This window comes from Stomatobaculum sp. F0698 (assembly GCF_030644385.1).
Classification (GTDB): Bacteria; Bacillota; Clostridia; order Lachnospirales; family Lachnospiraceae; genus Moryella.
On sequence record NZ_CP130060.1, the window covers coordinates 1,442,535 to 1,460,241 of the forward strand.

The window sequence follows — 17,707 nt, forward strand, 5'->3', positions numbered from 1 at the left end:
GCTTTTGTATGAATGATGACAGACAAGATCGCAGAATCAGGAAAACTCGCTCGGCACTTCGCCGCTGTCTGAGTGCTCTTCTTTTGAAAAAGCCGGTCAAGGATATCAGCGTTCGCGAACTCACCGAACTTGCCGATATCAACCGGGGTACTTTCTACCTGCATTACCACGATGTCTTTGATCTCTTGCAGAATCTGGAAGAGGAGATGTTCCTGCAATACACAGCGTTGCTCGACCGCCACGATGCCGAGGAAGTCAAGGAAAGTCCGCGGAAACTCTTGGTCGATCTGCTCTGTTTCATTCAGGAGAACGCGGACTTAATCCGCATTCTGATCGGTTCAAACGGCGATCCGAACTTTCTCCAGCGACTCCGCTCCGTCTTCCAGGAAAAGATTTTGGTGCCCTGGTGGCAGTCCATTGCCGGCAAATCCGAACAGGAATACGAGTACTTCTATTCCTATATCACCGAGGGCACAATCGGTTTAATCCACCGTTGGGTGGAAAACGGCACGGACCTCTCTCCCGAGGAAATGGCAACGCTCGCGGAGCGCTTCATCGTCTTCGGTTCCTCCACCCTGCTTCCGCCCGGTTGGACCCTCAATCACCGCGACTGAGGCAAACAAAACAGAAAAGAGCGTCGGCGCATTGCCGACGCTCTTTTTGTCTCCGTCAAATTTCACCCGGCTTCTCAATCTGGACAATAGCAGACTTCTGCATCGGGATTCGGCAATTCTTGTTGTTGCCAAACTCAACGATTACGGTGTCTTCCGTCATGTCGATGATGACGCCGTAGAAGCCCGAAGTCGTGAGCACCGAGTCGCCGACCGCAATGCTCGAGAGCAGCGCCTCCTGCTCCTTCTTCTGCTTCTGCTGCGGACGGTATGCCATGAAATAAATCAGCGCACCGAAAAAGATAATGTAAACACCCCAGAACAGAATGTTGTTTGTTCCGCCTGTCAGTAAGACTCCGCTCATGCTTTTGCCTCCATGCCCTCTATTTTTCTTTCCTTATATGCCCGGAACTCACCTCGATCGATGGCGTCACGGATTTCTTGCATCATTGTATTATAAAAGTACAGATTGTGCAAGACGCAAAGCCGCATCCCGAGCATCTCTCCCGCCTTCAAAAGGTGGCGAATATAGGCGCGGGAATAGGAGCGGCAGGCCGGGCAGCCGCAGCCTTCTTCGATGGGCCGCGCGTCCAGCTCATACTTCTTGTTGAAGAGATTAATCTTGCCGCTGTTCGTGTATACATGTCCGTGGCGGCCGTTTCGCGAGGGGTACACGCAGTCAAAGAAGTCCACGCCTCGCTCGACCGCTTCCAGAATGTTCTGCGGTGTGCCGACTCCCATTAAATAAGTCGGCTTTTCGCGCGGCAACTCCGGAACCACGGCATCGAGAATGCGATACATTTCCTCCGCGCTCTCGCCGACCGCAAGTCCGCCGACCGCGTAGCCGTCGAGATCCAGCTCCCGTATTTCACGCGCATGGCGTATGCGCACATCCTCAAGTATGCCGCCCTGGTTGATTCCGAAGAGCAGCTGCTCCGGATTCACGCGGTCCGGCAGGGCGTTGAGCCGCGCCATTTCCGTTTTGCAGCGCTTTAACCAACGCGTGGTGCGGTCCACACTCTGTTCGATATAGCTTCTCTCCGCAAGGCTCGGCGGGCACTCGTCGAAGGCCATCGCAATGGTAGAGCCCAGATTCGACTGAATTTGCATGCTCTCTTCGGGCCCCATAAAGATTTTCCTGCCGTCAATGTGAGAGCGGAAGGTGACGCCCTCTTCTTTGATCTTTCGCATGCCCGAGAGCGAAAACACCTGGAAACCGCCGGAGTCCGTGAGTATGGGTCTGTCCCAGTGCATAAAACGGTGCAGGCCGCCGAATTCGTGAATCAGTCGGTCGCCGGAGACCTTCCCGTCGCCCGGGCGCACATGGAGGTGGTAGGTATTCGAGAGCTGCACCTGCGTGCCGATTTCTTTTAAATCATCGGTCGATACCGCACCCTTAATGGCGGCGACCGTGCCCACATTCATGAAGACCGGCGTCTCAATGCTGCCGTGTACCGTCTCCATATGTGCGCGCTTTGCTCTTCCCTCGCTTGCCAGAATTTTGTATTTCACAACGTATCCTCTCTGCCAAGAAGAGGAGGAGCTCTGCTCCCCCTCTTCTATTCGCGTATCACCGAGAGCTCTGCCCTCGGAACGAATTACTTTTTCTTTTTCTTTGCAGTCTTTTCCGCCTTCTCCGCAGCCTTTTGCGCCGCTTCTTCCTCAGCCTTCTTCTTCTCGTGCTTGCCCTCCATGAGATCCCAGAGCGGGCTTGCGATTGCAATCGAAGAATAGGTACCGAAGATGGTTCCCACCATGAGCGGCAGGGTGAAGTCGCGAATCGAGGACACACCGAGCAGGAAGAGAATAAAGATGGTCACAAAGGTCGTGAGCGAAGTCAGAATGGAGCGCGAGAAGGTCTCCGTGATACTCTTGTTCGCAATCTCTCTTCTGTCCATGCGCGGGAAGAGCTTCTGATTCTCACGAATGCGGTCAAAGATAACAATCGTGTCGTTGATCGAGTAACCGACCAGCGTCAGCATGCAGGCCACGAACGAGGAACCGATGCTCCAGCGGAACACCACGTAGAAGGCAAAGAGCACCAACACGTCGTGGCAGAGGCACATGATGGCCGAAGCCGCAAAACGGAAATTCGAGAAGCGGAAGCGAATGTAGACCAGCATTAAGAGCAGGGCAATCGCAACCGCGAGCACCGCATCGCGGCGCATCTCGCCGGAGATCGTGCCGGAAATGCTCTCCGCCGTGATCTTCTCCTGATCGATGCCGAACTTCTCCGCCAGTGCCTGATCCAATGCCTGGCGCTCGTCCACGCTGAGCGCACGTGTCTTGATGATGACCTCATCGGTGCCCTGGACCTTTGCCGCCTGGATGTCGTTGTCACCGGTAATACCGGCAACCACCGGCTTCACTTCCGTATCGATGCGCTCAAGCGACATATCCTCGTTGAAGGTCACGTTGGTCGAGGTGCCGCCCTTAAAGTCGAGGCCAAAGTTCAGCGCGCTGCCGCTCTTCGCCTGATAGACGCCCATGCCGATGAATCCGGTCGCAATGATCGCGAGGGCAAAGCCGAAGAAAAGCTTGCGCTTGCCGATAAAATCAAAGGTCTTTCTCTCTCGAATTTTTCCGAAGAGTCCCTTCTTGTCGAGACCGAGCTCGATGAAGGAAGTGACCCAGCTTCTCGTAATCAGGAGCGCCGTGAACATGGAGACCACAACACCGAGGCCAAGCGTCGTCGCAAAGCCCTTAATGGTGCCCGTGCCCATGATATAGAGAACGGCTGCCGCAATCAGCGTCGTGATGTTACCGTCGATAATCGCGGAGAGTGCCTTGTGGAAACCGGACTTAACGGCCTCACGCACACTCCTTCCGAGCCCGATTTCCTCGCGGATACGGGTGAAAATAATGACGTTCGCATCGACCGCCATACCGACCGAGAGAATGATACCCGCGATACCCGGAAGGGTCATCGTGATATCGAATGCGCTGATTAAGCAGACCGTGAGGCTGATGTAGAGTGCCAGTGCGAGCGCCGCCGCAAGACCCGGCAGCCAGAAGATGCCGACCATGATTGCGACAATCGCAAGGAAGCCGACCGCACCCGCCTTTAAGCTGGTGTGAATTGCCTGCTGACCGAGCTGAGCGCCGACCACGTTCGAACGGAGCTCCTCGAGCTCAAGCCGCAGCGAACCGATGCGGATTGTGGACGCAAGCTGATCTGCCTCCTCGTAGTTCTGCATGCCGTCGATCTGGCAGGTTCCGCCCGTAATTGCATCGCGGACCACCGGGTTCGAATACGTTCTGCCGTCGTAGATAATCGCAATGTGCTGGCCGACCAACCGGCTCGTCGCATCGGCAAAGGCCTTCGCCCCTTCCTCGGTGAAGGTGAGCTCCACGAGATACTGGTTCTGTCCCGTGGTCTTGTCCTGCATCTGTGCCGGCTTTGCGCTCTTCACCTGATCGCCGGTCAGAATGACCGCACCGGTCGGATCCACAAAGGTCAGCGAACCCGGACGACCGAGATCTTCGAGAATCTGGTTTGCATCCGAGACGCCCGGAATGTCGATGTTAATGCGATTCCGGCCCTCCTGATAGACCTGCGCCTCGGTGGAGTAATTCTCCACGCGCTGCTGGAGCTTGAAGATGGTATCCTTCATGTCCTGCGCGCTCGGATTCTCCTCCTTCGCCTGGTAGGTGATGCTGACACCGCCCGCGAGATCCAGACCGAGCTTAATCTTATTGCCGCGCATACTGTCGTACGCGAGATATAAGAAGCCCGCCAGAAGCGCAAGAAGCACCAGCAGGCGCAGCGCGCCCTTTCCCTTTTCGCTCTTCATACTTGCTACCTCCCCTTGATGGTCAGATTGCCGCCTGCTCCTCTGCCGCTGCCGCCGCATCCAACATCTCGGCCGCTTTGATCATGATGGCACACTCAATCCGCTTTTTTTGCATCGCGCAGCCAATCTCATAGGCATCCGTCAGGTTGTGATGGAAGTTGTGAGAATTTGCCGCACAGCCGCCGCTGCAGTAGAAACGAACCTCGCAGTCCTTACACTGCGGCTTGGCATAGACATTACATAATTTGAACTCATCGCAGATGTCGCTGCGCTGAATACCGCTGTCAACATTGCCGAGCAGGAATTCCTCCTTGCCGACAAACTGATGGCAGGGATAGAAATCGCCCCAGGGCGTCACCGCGAGATACTCGGTGCCCGAACCGCAGCCCGAGAGACGCTTTGCGACACAGGGTCCCTGCTTCAAATCAATCTGGAAGTGGAAAAAGACAAAGCCTCTTCCCTCCCGGCGACGCTTCACATACTCCGCTGCGAGCTTGTCGTACTGCTCGAGGATAATCGGCAGATCTTCCTCGCGTATCGCATAGGGCTCCTCGGGGTCCGCGACCACCGGCTCCATACTCATCTTCTCAAAGCCGAGATCCGCAAAGTGCAACACGTCCTCCGAAAACTCCAGGTTGTTGTGCGTGAAGGTGCCGCGGATGTAGTAGTCCTTATGCAGCTTTTCCCGCTCCGCCGCAAAGCGCTGGAACTTCGGGACAATGATGTCGTAGCTGCCCTGCCCGCCGCGCGTGGGACGCATGCGGTCGTTCACTTCCTTGCGGCCGTCCAGCGAGAGGACCACATTCGACATCTCTTTGTTGCAGAACGCCGTAATCTCATCGTTCAAGAGCACGCCGTTCGTGGTGAGCGTGAAGCGGAACTGCTTGTCGTGCTCCTTCTCGAGCGAGCGCCCGTACTCGACGAGCTGCTTTACAACCTTCCAGTTCATGGTCGGCTCGCCGCCGAAGAAATCGACCTCGAGATTTCTGCGGGAACCCGAGTTCGCAACCAGGAAATCCAGTGCCTTCTTGCCGACTTCAAAACTCATCAGCGCTCTTCTGCCGTGGTACTCGCCCTCTTCCGCGAAGCAGTAGCGACATGCAAGGTTGCAGTCGTGGGCAATGTGAAGACAGAGCGCCTTGACAACCGTCTTGCGCGCCTTAAAGTCGCGCACAAAGCTCTGATAGCCGTCCGTGGTGAAGAGCTCCTCGGCGTCAATGAGAGCCTGCATGGTCTCAATGACTTCCTCGATTTCCTCCGCCGGATAATCCGCCTTCAGTTCCGCGCGGACCGCCTCCTTGGCCTCCTCGGAGAGCGGCGTCGCCTTCTCGAGTTCTCCGACCACCGGCTCCGCAGCCTGCACCGCCCGGTAGAACGCCGGATCCGCGACATGCACGGAGCCCGAGTTGACGTCCATCACAATGGCAATGCCGTTGTTGATAAATTGGTGAATCAAGCCTTTACCTGCTTTCTATATACAAACTTCTCTATAAAACACATGCGAACGCCGTCCGAAACGGGCCGCAAAAATACCTTGCAAGATAAGAACCCCTACAATCCTCTCAGACTGTAGGGGTCTCCCGTCGTCTCCGGGACCTTATCTGTTCTCGTTCTCGCAGCTCTGATTTCCAACGGTGCAGGAAGTCTTGCACGCGGACTGGCAGGAAGTCTGGCACTCGCCACAACCACCATGCGCCATGCTTGCCTTCAGAGGCTTCTCATTCAGCGTCATAACATGCTTCATCTCATTGTCCTCCTCTCCGTGATACTCTGAAAAATTATAACATACCGTATATTACTTGACAACGGCTTTCTCCGCCGCGAGGGTCAGCTTGACCTCGGCAATTCTGGTCTGTTCCATGCGTGTCACCGTAAAACGCATGCCGTCCCGCACCACGCTCTCTCCCTCCTTCGGGAAATGTTCGAGCTGCTCCAGCACATAACCGCCGATCGACTCATAGTCCTCCGAGGAGAGCTTTAACTGCAGCGCCTCATTCAAATCGTCAATCTTGACATTGCCCTCAACGAGATAGGTGTTCGGGGCAACGCGCCGTATGCTCTTCTCCTCATCGCGATCGTACTCGTCGCGGATCTCGCCCACGATTTCCTCCAGGATATCCTCCATGGTCACCATGCCCGCCGTCACACCGTACTCATCGAGCACAATCGCGAGATTCGTATAATTTTTCCGCATTTCGACCATGAGCTCCGAAGTCTTCTTCTGCTCATAGGTAAAGAGCGGTTTCCGCATCAACTCCGCAATGCGGAAATTTTTCTCCGGCGCGCGGAACAGAAGGTCTTTGACATTCAAAATGCCGACGATGGTGTCCGCCGTGTCCTTGTAAACCGGAATGCGCGTGTATTGCTCTTCGCGCACCACTTCCATGAGCTCTTCCTTGCTCGCCTCAATGTCGATGCAGGTCATATCGATGCGCGGTATCATGATATCGCGCGCGCTCCGGTCGCCGAAATCAAAGACATTGTCGATGATTTTTCGCTCGTCGTTCTCGAGAACGCCGTCCTCATGCCCCACTTGGACTATGGTCCTTAACTCCTCCGCGGTCATAAGCTCCCTCTCATTCGGGCGATCCGCGCCGAAGAGCTTCATCACAAGACGGGCCAGATTGTTGACCACAAAGACAAGGGGCGTAAAGAGCCACATCAGATTGCGCACCGGCCCCGCCGCGCGGAGGGCAATGCGCTCCGCGTTTCGACTTGCCATGGTTTTCGGCGCAACCTCGCCGAATACCAGAACCGCAAGCGTCAAAACACCGGTCGCCACACCGACCATCTTGCTGCCGAAGAGCGAGAGCGTCACGGTCGTCGCGAGCGAAGAGGCATAGAGATTCACCACGTTGTTGCCGATTAATATGACCGAGAGCATTTTCTCAGGCTTCTGCAAAATCGAAAGCAGAGTGACAGCCCTCTTATCGCCTTGGCTCGCAAGGGTGCGAACGCGTATGCGGTTCACGGTTGTGAGGGCCGTCTCCGCCGAAGAAAACAAGGCGGAGGTCCCGAGCAAAACAACAAGCAGACATAGTTGTATCAGATCCTGACGACTCAAGCTTGTCTCCTTTTGGAAATCAGACGTTTCAGCCCCCTTGCCAGTTCAAGCGCCGCCGTAAGTCCCATGCCGAGCGCAATGAAACAGTCGCCGAGGTTAAACACCAAATGCTCCGCTTTCCGATTGCGAAGGGAAAGGTAATCTACCACAAAGCCGCGAAAAAAACGGTCAAAAAGATTGCTCGCGCCGCCCGCAAGTACCAGGGCGAGCGCTGTCTTTTCATACTTACGGCCGCGTTTCGGGAGCAGCGCGGAAAAACGAAACAGCACCAGACTCTCTATGAGCAGCGGGCCTCCCAGCACGATTTCCCGCCGCTTCGAAAAAAAGCCGAGCGGCAGACCTTCGTTATGAAAACGCTTTAGGAGAAGCAAAGGCTTCCCGGGCGGCAGTTCTCTGGGAAACGCCTTCTCAGGCAGTGCTTCGACCGCGCTCTTCCCGATTAAGTCCAGCGCGGTGAGAAACGCAATCAGGCGATAGTACCACATCAGGCCGCTCCCATGGGCTTACCCATCAAAGTCGAAATCACGTACCAGATCAGCACAATGACGCCGAGCACAATGCGGTAATAACCGAAAACCTTAAAGTCGTTTTTCTTAACCCAGCTCATCAGGAAGCGTATCGAGTACACCGAGACCAGAAAGGCCACCGCCATGCCGAGCACGAGGTATAAAATTTCGGCATTGCTGAAGCGAAAACCGAACTTTGCAAGCTTAAGAAGGCTTGCGCCTAACATGACCGGGATTCCGACAAAGAAGGAGAACTCTGCCGCCACCGCGCGGGAACATCCGAGTATCACGGCGCCGAGTATCGTGACACCCGAGCGCGAGGTGCCCGGGATCAACGCGAGTACCTGAAACATGCCGATGTAGAGTGCGGTCTGGTAATTGAGCTGCCACATCTTGGTAATCTGCGGCTTGCTCGTCTGATTCCGGTTCTCGATCAGAATGAAAAGGACGCCGTAAACAACCAGCATAATCGAGACCACGAGGCCGTTATAGAGGTGCGCGTCCATCCAGTCGTCGAGCAGCTTGCCTAGGATGGCCGCCGGTATGCAGGCCACGATAATCTTACTCCAGAGGGTCAGCGCCACCCTTCTTTGGTCGCCGCGTTTCGAGCGACTCAAGGGATTCAGACGGTCAAAATAGAGCATGACCACGGCGAGAATTGCGCCGAGCTGAATCACCACGCGGAACATTTCCATGAATTCCGGTGAGACATCCAGATGAATCAATTGGTTGATGAGTATCAGATGACCGGTCGAACTGATCGGCAACCACTCGGTAAAGCCCTCCACCATACCGAGCACAATCACTTTTAAGATTTCAATGATGCGCATACAAAATCTCCGTCTTCTTTCTCTTTCGTTTGTATTTGCCTTCAGATGTTTTCAATCTGCCAGTCGATCGGCTCTTCCCCGACCGAGCGCAGAAAGTCATTGGCTCTTTGAAAGTGCCCGCAGCCGAAGAAGCCCCGGCTCGCCGAGAGCGGCGAGGGATGCGGCGAGGTCAGAACCAAATGTTTCTCCCGGTCTATCATCGGCAGCTTTTCCTGCGCGGGTCGTCCCCAGAGCAGAAAGACCAGGCGCTGATTCGAACTGTTTGCCGCCCTGAGAATGGCATCCGTAAACTGTTCCCACCCCTTTCCGCGATGAGAAAAGGCCGCGTGCGCGCGCACGGTGAGCACCGTATTTAAGAGAAGCACGCCCTGCTCCGCCCACTTCTTTAAATAGCCGTTATTCGGAATATAGCAGCCGAGCTCTTCGTGTAACTCGCGGTAGATGTTCTTCAGCGAAGGCGGTATGACACGCTGCTCGGGTAATACCGAAAATGCGAGTCCGTGCGCCTGGTTCGGTTCGTGATAAGGGTCCTGCCCCAGGATCACCACGCGGACTTTTTCGAGCGGTGTCAGTTCCAACGCCTCGAAAATACGGTCCGCAGGCGGGAAAACCCGCTCTGTCCGGTACTCCTGTTCCACAAAATGATAGAGCTCCGCGTAATAGGGCTTTTTGAATTCAGCCTGCAGAGCCGGAAGCCAGTCGTTCTGAATTGCGGCCACCTGTTTTGCCATCCTCTCTTCGGTTTATCATGGGTTTGACTCAAAATTATTCTTAATAATAACATAAAATAAGAGCCTCTGCGCAGCTTTTTTGCCGCACAGAGGCTCTGTACCCGCACTCAGCGCACTTCTCGGTGCAGGGTATAACGCCGGAGTCTCGGGCAATACTTCATTGCCTCCATGCGCTCCGGGTGGAGTTTCTTGTTCTTCGTGGTGGTATAATTCCGATCGCCGCACTCCGTGCAGGCGAGCGTGACGCGCGTTCTCCCTGAATTTGCCATGGCTTTTCTCCTCTCAAGAAACCGCTCCGGCAAGGGCCGAAGCGGTCATCAGGCTACAGTTAGGCGAAAACTCTTGCGACTTTGAGGCTTTCGTATTTGCATCCTGTTTGCATATTCATAGTAGCAAAGCCATGGTTTGCTGTCAATGCATCTTTTTTATTTTTCTTCGAGCACTTGGAAGATGAAGAACTTGAGGTAGTAGGTTTCTCCCGCCGCCCAGAGGATCGGGTGATCCGGCGCCTGGGTGGAAAAATACACTTGGCGAAGGCGCTTTCTCGCGCCGCGAGCCGCCTCCTGAACGGTCTTTGCAAAGAGCGCCTGATCCATAAAGTGCGAGCAGGAACAGGTCGCCAGGAAGCCGCCGTCCCGAACCAGCTTCATGCCGCGGAGATTAATGTCTCGGTAGCCCTTGACCGCGCGCTTTACGGTCTCCCGCGATTTGGTAAAGGCAGGCGGATCCAGTATGACCAGATCAAAGCGCTCGCCCTCTGCCTCCAGCTTCGGCAATAGATCAAAGACATCCGCGGTCTCAAAGCGCACCCGCTCCGAGAGTCCGTTTAAGGCGGCATTCTCGGTGGCCTGCGAAACACCGAGCGCCGAGGCATCGACCCCCAACACTTCCCGCGCGCCCGCAAGGCCCGCATTCAGGGCAAAGGAGCCCGTGTGCGTGAAGCAGTCCAGCACCCTTGCGCCCTGCGAAAAACCCTGCACCGCGCGGCGGTTTAACTTCTGATCGAGGAAAAAGCCGGTCTTCTGCCCCTCGGCCACATCCACCCAATAGTGGACGCCGTTCTCGCAAATCTGAACCTTGGTGTCAAAGGGCTCGGAGAGAAAACCTTTTACCCGCTCCATGCCCTCCTTGAGTCTCTCCTTCGCATCGCTCCGCTCGTAGACGCCGCGTATCGGAAGCCCCTCCTGCGAAAGAACTTCGAGAAGTATCTTTAGGACTCGCTCCTTCATTCGGTCCATGCCGAGCGCAAGGCTCTCGAGTACCAGGACATCGTTAAATTTATCCACGGTGAGGCCGGGCAGAAAATCCGCCTCGCCGAAAATCAGACGGCAGGCGCCGGTGTCTACAACCTGCTTCCGAAGGCGCACCGCCGTCTCGATGCGCGCGCGAAGAAAGGCATCGTCAATCTCCTGCGCTGCGTTCCTGGTCATCATGCGAACGCGCAGCTTGGAATTCAGGTTCATGAAGCCGTTGCCGAGGGGATAGCCATCGTGATCCAGCACGGTCACAAGGTCTCCGTTCGTAAACGCTCCCTCGACCCGCGCCACTTCGTTGTCGTAAATCCAGGCACCGCCGCTCTTAAACGCGCGGCCGCCGCCCGGCTTTAAACTCACTTTACAGGGATACATCCTTTTCTCCCTCCTCAGTTTTGCATACCGGGCTCCCAGCGCACCGAGACACCCATGCCGAAGGCATTCGGACCCGTGTGGCAGGAGACACTGTAGGAAAGCAGATCGTAGAAGACCGTCTCCGTCGGAAAGGCCTCCTGTCCCATCTTCTTCCACTCCTCGATATCGGCCTCCGCCGGGAAGCTGCCCGCCTGGCCGATCCATAGCTTCTTGCCCTTCTCCGAGAATTCCGCAGCCGCCTTTACGATTTCTTCGATCTCGCGCTTCTTGCAGTGCTTGCTGCCGCGCACCGTCGCAAAGGGCTCCACCTTCTCCCCCTTGATGACAAGGAGGGGCTTGATGTTCAGAATGCTGCCGACCGTCGCTGCGGCCCCGGAAATCCGGCCTCCGCGCTTCAGATATTTCAGATCTTCCACGCCCACGTAAACAATGGAGAGAAAGGCGAGTTTTTCAATTTCCTCGCGCATCTCCCGCGCCGAGAGTCCCGCCTCGCGCATTGCGAGGGCATCCAGCACAATATGGCGCATCGTAATCGAGATGCGGTGCGCATCCGCGACCTCGACTCTGCCGTCGTAATCCTCCGCGAGGAGACGCGCCGAGGTATAGGTGCCGCTTAAACCCGAGGACATCGGAATGAACAGGACTTCCTCGTAGTTTTCGAGCAGACTGTCCCAAAGCGCTGCCATTTCGCCGGGAGAGGGCTGCGAAGTTCGAAGCACCATATCGCTCTCCAAGAGCTCGTAGAAGCGGTCCGTCGTGAGGTTCTTGCCCTCGTGATACACCTCCTCGCCCGCAATGAAGGGCATGGGCAGCACCGAAATGCCGAGCTGCTCTGCCTCTGCCTGAGAAATACCGCTGTTCGAATCCGTCACAATCGCTGTCTTCATGGTTTACCTCTCCTCCTTCTCTGCCACAGCACGGTAAGGCTGCGCGGGCGGGGAAATATGTTCTTGTTGAAATGCCTTTGCGATGCGCTCCGTGAGCGCAAAATTCAAGTTCCAATAATCCGGGTTTTTGCACCATACACGGATCGTAAAGAGCAGGCCCTTTTCCTGCAATTCCGTGAGGGCCACAAAGGGAGCCGCAACCGCTTCCGGCGGCTGTAAGACCGCGCTCTCCGCCGCAATCGCCGTCCTCAGAATCTCTTTGACGCGCTCCGGATCTTCCCCCCGTCCCACCAAAAACGTGAGATCCAGACGGCGCTTTGCCATCGAGCTGTAGTTCGTGATATTCGCATTCATCAAGCTGCCGTTCGGAACGGTGATTTTCTTATTGTCAATGCCCACCAGCACCGTGTAGAACAGCCCGATTTCATCGACCGTGCCGCCGACCTGTGCGGCTTCGATGTAATCACCGATTGCAAAGGGATGCGTGAGTGTCAGCATGATGCCGCCCGCCAAATTTGAGAGCGCCCCCTGCATTGCGAGCCCTAAGGTCACGCCGGTCGATGCGACAACCGCAGTGACCGAAGCCATCGGAATGCCGAGCACCACAATCACGGCGAGCACCAAAAGCGCGTAGAGCGCTGTCCTGGTCGCATTCAGGAGAAAACGCCGCATGGTTCTGTCCACGGGCAGTTGCATCTTCGCTTTGAGTGAAAGTCCCAGAATCTTGCGTATGAGACGCGTTCCGACCCACCAGAGCAGCGCGGCAAACACCACGCGGAGTAAGCCGCCCCAGAGCATGGCGCCCGTCCCTGGTTTCCAGAGCACATTGTGCCAGAACCACTGTAAAAAACTCACATGCTCGCTCACCTTCTCCGTGACCGCCTCCGAAACCGCACTTGATACTTGTTCGACTTGATCTGTCATAGCAACCTCCTCATAACATCGGGGAAATTAAGCGAAGCAAACAGTGCTCTGCGCGCTGAAATAAGGTTCTTCCGTAAAGGTACTGCTCCGTGACCTCGCGGCACTGCGGAAAGGTGTCAAGAAAGCATTCTTTCATCTTCGCAATCGCGCGGTAGCGGTAAAAGAGCACGCCGTTCTCAAAATGATGATAGAGCGAGCGAAAATCAAGGTTAATGGTGCCGCAGGCCGCAAGTTCATCGTCCGCGACACACTGCTTCGCGTGCATGAAACCCGGTGTGTATTCGTAAATCCGAACGCCCGCACGCGTCAACACATTGTAATAGGAGCGCGTCGCCTGATAGACCATCTTCTTATCCGGAATGCCGGGCGTTATGATGCGCACATCCACCCCGCGCTTTGCGGCAAGGCAAAAGGCCTGGCTCATCTCGTCCGTGATGATGAGATAGGGCGTCATAAAGTAGACATAGCGCTTCGCGTGGTTTACGAGGTTCATGTATACATTCTCGCCGACCTGTTCGCCGTCGAGCGGTGAATCCGCGTAGGGCTGGCAGTAGCCGGGCTCCGCCGCGCAGTAGGAAGGCAGCCTTAAATACTCCTCCAACTTTTCGGCATCCTTTTTCTCCCCCCGAATCGCATTCCAGTTCTCGAGGAAGATGCCGGTCAGGCTGCGCACCGCCTCTCCCGTGAGACGTATGCCGGTATCGAACCAGTGTCCGTAGGGGTGGGTGATGTTAAAGTACTCCTCCGCCAGATTGTAGCCGCCGGTAAAGCCTACCTTTCCGTCGATCACCGTGATTTTCCTGTGGTCCCTGTGGTTTAGAAAGGCATTGAAAATCGGCGTCATCGGATTAAACACGCGCGCCTCTATGCCGGCTTCTTCCATACGGCGTATAAAGTCGTGGTCGATAAACCAAATACTGCCGATGTCGTCGTAAAAGAGCCGCACCTCAACCCCCGCCGCGGCGCGCTCGGAAAGCACTTCAAAAAGGCGCTCGAATGCCGTCTTTTCCTCGATGGCATGATACTCCATGAAGATAAAGCGCTCTGCCTTTTGGAGCGCCTCGAGTTGCGCCTCAAAAGCCTCTTCCGCGGTCGGATAGAAGCAGATATCGGTGTCGCGGTAGACCGGGTAGCCGAGTCGGTCGGAGAGATAGCGGAACTGGTTTGCGATACCGTAGTCCACGCTCTCCAGCTCTTCCAGAATACCGCCCTGTTGCGGCATGGCCGGGAACAGATGCTCGTCTATGATTTCGTAGCGCCGACGCATGCGCTGGGTCGAACCGTTAAAACCCATGAGCAAATAGAGCGGCACGCCGAGAAAAGGTGCTCCCGCAATCAGAAGAATCCACGGCATTTTCATGGCAGCGTTAATATGGCGTCCGTAGATACCGAGCACCAGAACAAAGGCGAGTCCCTGAATCAAAAAGGGAATCCAGGAATACTCTCCCGTCAAATTTCGGAGGCCGATGTACACCCAAATGAGCTCGACAACGATTGCAAACAGCGCAAACACGCCCCGCTTGATCCCGTTCCGCACCTCTGTTTTTCGCTCGACTCGCATTGCCCGTCTCATTCTGTCCGGCCTCCTTTCTGCCCAAGCGATGTTCCCCTCAGTGTAACACGCGGCGCATTTCTTGTCGCCTTTTTATCGACTTTACTCCTACTTTGCGCGGCTCTGTGCTAAAATAGAGACATCTGAATCGGTCGGTATTTTGCATGGTTTAGGAGGAGAAACATATGAAAGAACTCGGCTACTACGACGGCAAATTCGGTCCCCTCACAGAGATGCAAATCCCCATGTGCGATCGCGCCTCCTGGTTCGGCGACGGCGTCTACGACGCAGGTCCCGCGAGACACGGGGTCATTTTTGCGCTGGATGAACATGTGGACCGCTTCTTCCGCAGCGCGGCACTGCTCGATATCACGATGCCGCTTACGAAGGAAGAGCTGAAGGCACTCTTACAGCGCCTGCTCGGCGAGATGGATGACGACGAACTCTTTGTCTACTACCAGGTGACGCGCGGCAATCCCGCCGTACAGAAGCGCTCCCACTGTTACGAGCACGGGGTCCCCGGAAAGCTCTGGGTTTCGCTGAGCCCGAACCGCATTTCGGACGGCAAGGAGCCTATCTCTCTGATTACCCTCGAGGACACGCGCTTTTTGCACTGTAATATCAAGACCCTGAATCTGATTCCCTCGGTCATAGCTTCCCAGAAGGCAAAGGACGCAGGTGCCGATGAGGCCGTCCTTTATCGCCCGGGCGAACTCGTGACCGAGTGCGCGCACTCCAATGTCCACATCTTAAAGGACGGCGTCTTAAAGACCCATCCGGCGGATAACCTGATTCTAGGCGGCATTGCCCGCGCCCACCTGCTCCGCGCCTGCGCGGCGCTCTCCGTACCGACGGACGAGACCGCCTTTACGCTGACCGAACTCTTTGATGCGGACGAGGTCATTGTCACAAGCTCCTCAAACCTCTGCATCCGCGCCGAGAAAATAGACGGCAAGCCCGTCGGCGGCAAGGCTCCCGAACTCTTTGAGCGCCTCCGCAGCTACTTAATCGATGAATTTCTCACGGAGACCGCCTGATTCAGGCGGTCTTTTTACTTGCCAGAAAACGGTAAATCGCGGTGCCGATGATCAGTATATAACCGAGCACACTGAGGAGATCCGGGAGTTCTTGAAAGAGCAGAAACCCGAAGAGCGCCGCAAAGACCACCTGAATATAGTCGTAAACCGAAATTTCCTTTGCCGGCGCATAGGTATAGGCCATCGTGATGCCGAGCTGTCCGAGCGCCGCCGCGCAACCGGAGAGCAGCAGAAACGCGAGTTGCCGCGCCCCCATGCTCTCATACTGCGCAAGCATGAAAGGCAACACCGTGACACAGGAAAAAATCGAAAACGAGAGGATAATCACAGGCCCCTTGACACCGCCCTGTCCCGCCTTCCGAACGAAGGTATAGGCCGTGCCCGCACAAAAACCGCCGAAGAGGCCCACCAGTGCCGAGACCGAGGCGAGGCCGAGCCCCGGCTTGATGACCAGAATTGCCCCCGTGAGTGCGACCGCCAGGCAGAACCAGTCCCGTTTGACCGGCTGCTCGCGCAAAATAAAGAGGGACATCAGAATCGCAAAAAAGGGCGACATCTTATTTAACATGGTCGAATCGGCAATCGGCAGATGATCGATGGCCCAGAAGTTCGCGATCACGCCGAGCATCCCGATAAACGAGCGCAGGAACACAGCCATGCGATTGCCCTTTCCGATGCGGAACGGCTCTTTGGCGCGCCGTAACAAAAGAATCGCGACCAGCGCCGCGACCAGATTCCGGAAAAACACCTTTTGCATGACCGGTAACGGCCCCGCCAGACGCACAAAAACCGACATCAGCGAAAAACCCGCCGCCGCGAGCACAATGAAACAAATTCCCTTTACGGTATTTCCCTTCAAACCTAAGACCTCAGCTTTCTTTTACTTCCATGCTATTTTGCGCTGAAACGGTGCTTTTCGCAAGGCGTTTTGCCCGCCGCGCAAGATTCACGGAAAATTCAGACAGTATCTCCTTGTTTCGCTTGCATTTTCCACCCTTTTGTTATATATAACTAATTAGCATTGACTATCTTGTTTTATAAGGAGGTACATGGATATGAAGAATTTGGATCGCTATCTCTCCAATCTGATGATAGGAAACATTAAGCTGCACAACTTGCACTGGAACGTGACCGGCCTTACCTTTAAGGCAGTTCACGAGTACCTTGAGGCACTCTACGACGACAGCTTCGAAAAGCTGGACGAAGTCGCGGAACTTCAGAAGCAGCTCGGCCTTCCGGTGCTCGCTTCCGCAAAGGAGTATCTTGAGAACACGGACATTCAGGAACTCGGTTACAAGGAGTATACCCCCGTTGAGGCAATCAAGTTCGCGAAGGAGTATGTCGAGCACATGCGCGACCTTGCGCTGACCATCCGCAAGGAAGCAGAGCAGGAAGATTGCTTTGTCTTAACGAACCTCATGGAGGATCACGTGACGGGCTACGACAAGCACATCTGGTTCCTCAACAACATGTTGAAGTAAAATCCTTCCGAAAAAGAGAGTCGGCAGCAAGCTGTCGACTCTCTTTTTGCGCTTGCTTGACAAAGTCGAACACCGTTAATACAATCGTATTACAGGAGGTCATTCTTATGTCAACAATCAGTTTGCGCGTCAGCGAAGAAGAGTTAAAACTCTTTCAAGACTTTGCCAAGTTAAATCAAATCAGTTTATCCGAGCTCATTCGTCGTACCATGTTATCCAAATTGGAGGATGAGTACGATTTACAGGTATTCTCCGCGCACGAGGCCGCAAAAGCCCGCGGCAAGGTGGAAAGCTACTCGCATGAAGAAACCTGGGCCGAACTCGGCCTATGAGCTACAGCGTACGCTATACCAAAAAGGCGATTCAGTCGCTCAAAAAATTAGACCGCTCTGTCCTCATTTTAATCAAAGCCTGGATCGAAAAGAACTTAGTCGACACCGATGACCCGCGGCGTCACGGAAAAGGCCTGACTTCAAACCGCAGCGGTCAGTGGAGATATCGAGTCGGAAATTATCGCATCCTTGCCGAAATCGAAGACCGTGAATTGATTATTCTTGTCATCGAAGTCGGACACAGGAGCAGCATCTATGAAATGTGATCTGTGTTTTCGGACGGTAGGCATTTCCGCTTCGACAAAAAACGAAGCACAAACAAAGAGTCAC

The 17,707-nt window shown here is 55.2% G+C and carries 20 protein-coding genes; 5 read left to right on the plus strand and 15 right to left on the minus strand.

Annotated elements, in window-relative coordinates; genetic code table 11:
* The first annotated feature begins 8 nt into the window (after positions 1–8).
* Entirely contained in the window at positions 9–614 is a 606-nt protein-coding gene (locus QU660_RS06500) for a TetR/AcrR family transcriptional regulator (protein WP_304945724.1), read from the plus strand.
* 55 nt (positions 615–669) lie between these two features.
* Here QU660_RS06500 and yajC read toward each other — a convergent pair whose 3' ends face one another.
* The 14 genes from yajC to cls form a co-directional block, all read right to left on the minus strand.
* The gene (yajC, locus tag QU660_RS06505) at positions 670–975 is read right to left on the minus strand and encodes a preprotein translocase subunit YajC (protein ID WP_304945725.1); all 306 of its coding nucleotides are present in this window, start codon (positions 973–975) and stop codon (positions 670–672) included.
* Positions 972–2,123, minus strand: a complete 1,152-nt coding sequence (gene tgt / locus QU660_RS06510) for a tRNA guanosine(34) transglycosylase Tgt (protein WP_304945726.1) — start codon at positions 2,121–2,123, stop codon at positions 972–974. Before tgt ends, yajC begins: the two co-directional genes overlap by 4 nt.
* Before the next feature lie 86 nt (positions 2,124–2,209).
* Complete coding sequence (gene secD / locus QU660_RS06515) at positions 2,210–4,405, minus strand: protein translocase subunit SecD (protein ID WP_304945727.1); 2,196 nt, start codon at positions 4,403–4,405, stop codon at positions 2,210–2,212.
* 22 nt (positions 4,406–4,427) lie between these two features.
* Complete coding sequence (gene scfB, locus QU660_RS06520) at positions 4,428–5,861, minus strand: thioether cross-link-forming SCIFF peptide maturase (RefSeq protein WP_304945728.1); 1,434 nt, start codon at positions 5,859–5,861, stop codon at positions 4,428–4,430.
* 141 nt (positions 5,862–6,002) lie between these two features.
* Complete coding sequence (gene scfA, locus QU660_RS06525) at positions 6,003–6,149, minus strand: six-cysteine ranthipeptide SCIFF (protein ID WP_009533447.1); 147 nt, start codon at positions 6,147–6,149, stop codon at positions 6,003–6,005.
* 51 nt (positions 6,150–6,200) lie between these two features.
* Positions 6,201–7,469 (minus strand): HlyC/CorC family transporter, encoded by a 1,269-nt coding sequence (locus tag QU660_RS06530; RefSeq protein WP_304945729.1) that lies wholly within the window; start codon positions 7,467–7,469, stop codon positions 6,201–6,203.
* Complete coding sequence (locus QU660_RS06535) at positions 7,466–7,954, minus strand: signal peptidase II (protein ID WP_304945730.1); 489 nt, start codon at positions 7,952–7,954, stop codon at positions 7,466–7,468. Before QU660_RS06535 ends, QU660_RS06530 begins: the two co-directional genes overlap by 4 nt.
* Entirely contained in the window at positions 7,954–8,805 is an 852-nt protein-coding gene (locus tag QU660_RS06540) for an undecaprenyl-diphosphate phosphatase (protein ID WP_304945731.1), read from the minus strand. The genes QU660_RS06535 and QU660_RS06540 overlap by 1 nt, the downstream gene beginning before the upstream one ends.
* Before the next feature lie 41 nt (positions 8,806–8,846).
* Positions 8,847–9,536, minus strand: coding sequence for a uracil-DNA glycosylase (ung, locus tag QU660_RS06545; protein ID WP_330693184.1), 690 nt, complete (start codon positions 9,534–9,536; stop codon positions 8,847–8,849).
* A 107-nt stretch (positions 9,537–9,643) separates the two neighbouring features.
* Positions 9,644–9,805 carry a 50S ribosomal protein L33 gene (gene rpmG / locus QU660_RS06550; RefSeq protein ID WP_009533442.1) on the minus strand — a complete coding sequence of 54 codons (162 nt, stop codon included), beginning with the start codon at positions 9,803–9,805 and terminating at the stop codon, positions 9,644–9,646.
* A gap of 156 nt (positions 9,806–9,961) precedes the next feature.
* A complete protein-coding gene (locus tag QU660_RS06555) occupies positions 9,962–11,164 on the minus strand; it encodes a class I SAM-dependent rRNA methyltransferase (protein ID WP_304945732.1) in 1,203 nt (400 codons plus the stop codon).
* A gap of 14 nt (positions 11,165–11,178) precedes the next feature.
* Entirely contained in the window at positions 11,179–12,051 is an 873-nt protein-coding gene (locus tag QU660_RS06560) for a DegV family protein (RefSeq protein ID WP_304945733.1), read from the minus strand.
* A 3-nt stretch (positions 12,052–12,054) separates the two neighbouring features.
* Positions 12,055–12,975 (minus strand): mechanosensitive ion channel family protein, encoded by a 921-nt coding sequence (locus QU660_RS06565; RefSeq protein WP_304945734.1) that lies wholly within the window; start codon positions 12,973–12,975, stop codon positions 12,055–12,057.
* Between the two features lie 10 nt (positions 12,976–12,985).
* Positions 12,986–14,548, minus strand: a complete 1,563-nt coding sequence (gene cls / locus QU660_RS06570) for a cardiolipin synthase (RefSeq protein WP_304945735.1) — start codon at positions 14,546–14,548, stop codon at positions 12,986–12,988.
* Between the two features lie 164 nt (positions 14,549–14,712).
* Here cls and QU660_RS06575 point away from each other — a divergent pair, with 164 nt between their 5' ends.
* Positions 14,713–15,564 carry an aminotransferase class IV gene (locus tag QU660_RS06575; protein WP_304945736.1) on the plus strand — a complete coding sequence of 284 codons (852 nt, stop codon included), beginning with the start codon at positions 14,713–14,715 and terminating at the stop codon, positions 15,562–15,564.
* 1 nt (position 15,565) lies between these two features.
* Here the strand turns inward: QU660_RS06575 and QU660_RS06580 are convergent, their stop codons facing one another.
* Positions 15,566–16,423 carry a DMT family transporter gene (locus tag QU660_RS06580; RefSeq protein WP_304945737.1) on the minus strand — a complete coding sequence of 286 codons (858 nt, stop codon included), beginning with the start codon at positions 16,421–16,423 and terminating at the stop codon, positions 15,566–15,568.
* A gap of 196 nt (positions 16,424–16,619) precedes the next feature.
* Here QU660_RS06580 and QU660_RS06585 point away from each other — a divergent pair, with 196 nt between their 5' ends.
* The 3 genes from QU660_RS06585 to QU660_RS06595 all read left to right on the plus strand — a co-directional run bounded on the left by QU660_RS06585 (position 16,620) and on the right by QU660_RS06595 (position 17,643).
* Positions 16,620–17,045 carry a Dps family protein gene (locus QU660_RS06585; protein WP_304945738.1) on the plus strand — a complete coding sequence of 142 codons (426 nt, stop codon included), beginning with the start codon at positions 16,620–16,622 and terminating at the stop codon, positions 17,043–17,045.
* A 107-nt stretch (positions 17,046–17,152) separates the two neighbouring features.
* On the plus strand, positions 17,153–17,377 hold the full coding sequence (relB, locus tag QU660_RS06590; RefSeq protein ID WP_304945739.1) for a type II toxin-antitoxin system RelB family antitoxin: 225 nt from the start codon (positions 17,153–17,155) through the stop codon (positions 17,375–17,377).
* Entirely contained in the window at positions 17,374–17,643 is a 270-nt protein-coding gene (locus QU660_RS06595) for a type II toxin-antitoxin system RelE family toxin (protein ID WP_304945740.1), read from the plus strand. The genes relB and QU660_RS06595 overlap by 4 nt, the downstream gene beginning before the upstream one ends.
* Positions 17,644–17,707 lie beyond the last annotated feature (64 nt).

Bases quoted from the DNA above. Each gene is read 5' to 3' on its own strand.
- QU660_RS06585 (WP_304945738.1), top strand. From the start codon at position 16,620: ATGAAGAATTTGGATCGCTATCTCTCCAATCTGATGATAGGAAACATT.
- secD (WP_304945727.1), bottom strand. From the start codon at position 4,405: ATGAAGAGCGAAAAGGGAAAGGGCGCGCTGCGCCTGCTGGTGCTTCTT.
- QU660_RS06500 (WP_304945724.1), top strand. From the start codon at position 9: ATGAATGATGACAGACAAGATCGCAGAATCAGGAAAACTCGCTCGGCA.
- yajC (WP_304945725.1), bottom strand. From the start codon at position 975: ATGAGCGGAGTCTTACTGACAGGCGGAACAAACAACATTCTGTTCTGG.
- rpmG (WP_009533442.1), bottom strand. From the start codon at position 9,805: ATGGCAAATTCAGGGAGAACGCGCGTCACGCTCGCCTGCACGGAGTGC.
- QU660_RS06560 (WP_304945733.1), bottom strand. From the start codon at position 12,051: ATGAAGACAGCGATTGTGACGGATTCGAACAGCGGTATTTCTCAGGCA.
- QU660_RS06540 (WP_304945731.1), bottom strand. From the start codon at position 8,805: ATGCGCATCATTGAAATCTTAAAAGTGATTGTGCTCGGTATGGTGGAG.
- relB (WP_304945739.1), top strand. From the start codon at position 17,153: ATGTCAACAATCAGTTTGCGCGTCAGCGAAGAAGAGTTAAAACTCTTT.
- scfA (WP_009533447.1), bottom strand. From the start codon at position 6,149: ATGAAGCATGTTATGACGCTGAATGAGAAGCCTCTGAAGGCAAGCATG.
- QU660_RS06555 (WP_304945732.1), bottom strand. From the start codon at position 11,164: ATGTATCCCTGTAAAGTGAGTTTAAAGCCGGGCGGCGGCCGCGCGTTT.
- QU660_RS06535 (WP_304945730.1), bottom strand. From the start codon at position 7,954: ATGTGGTACTATCGCCTGATTGCGTTTCTCACCGCGCTGGACTTAATC.
- ung (WP_330693184.1), bottom strand. From the start codon at position 9,536: ATGGCAAAACAGGTGGCCGCAATTCAGAACGACTGGCTTCCGGCTCTG.
- QU660_RS06595 (WP_304945740.1), top strand. From the start codon at position 17,374: ATGAGCTACAGCGTACGCTATACCAAAAAGGCGATTCAGTCGCTCAAA.
- cls (WP_304945735.1), bottom strand. From the start codon at position 14,548: ATGAGACGGGCAATGCGAGTCGAGCGAAAAACAGAGGTGCGGAACGGG.
- QU660_RS06565 (WP_304945734.1), bottom strand. From the start codon at position 12,975: ATGACAGATCAAGTCGAACAAGTATCAAGTGCGGTTTCGGAGGCGGTC.
- QU660_RS06575 (WP_304945736.1), top strand. From the start codon at position 14,713: ATGAAAGAACTCGGCTACTACGACGGCAAATTCGGTCCCCTCACAGAG.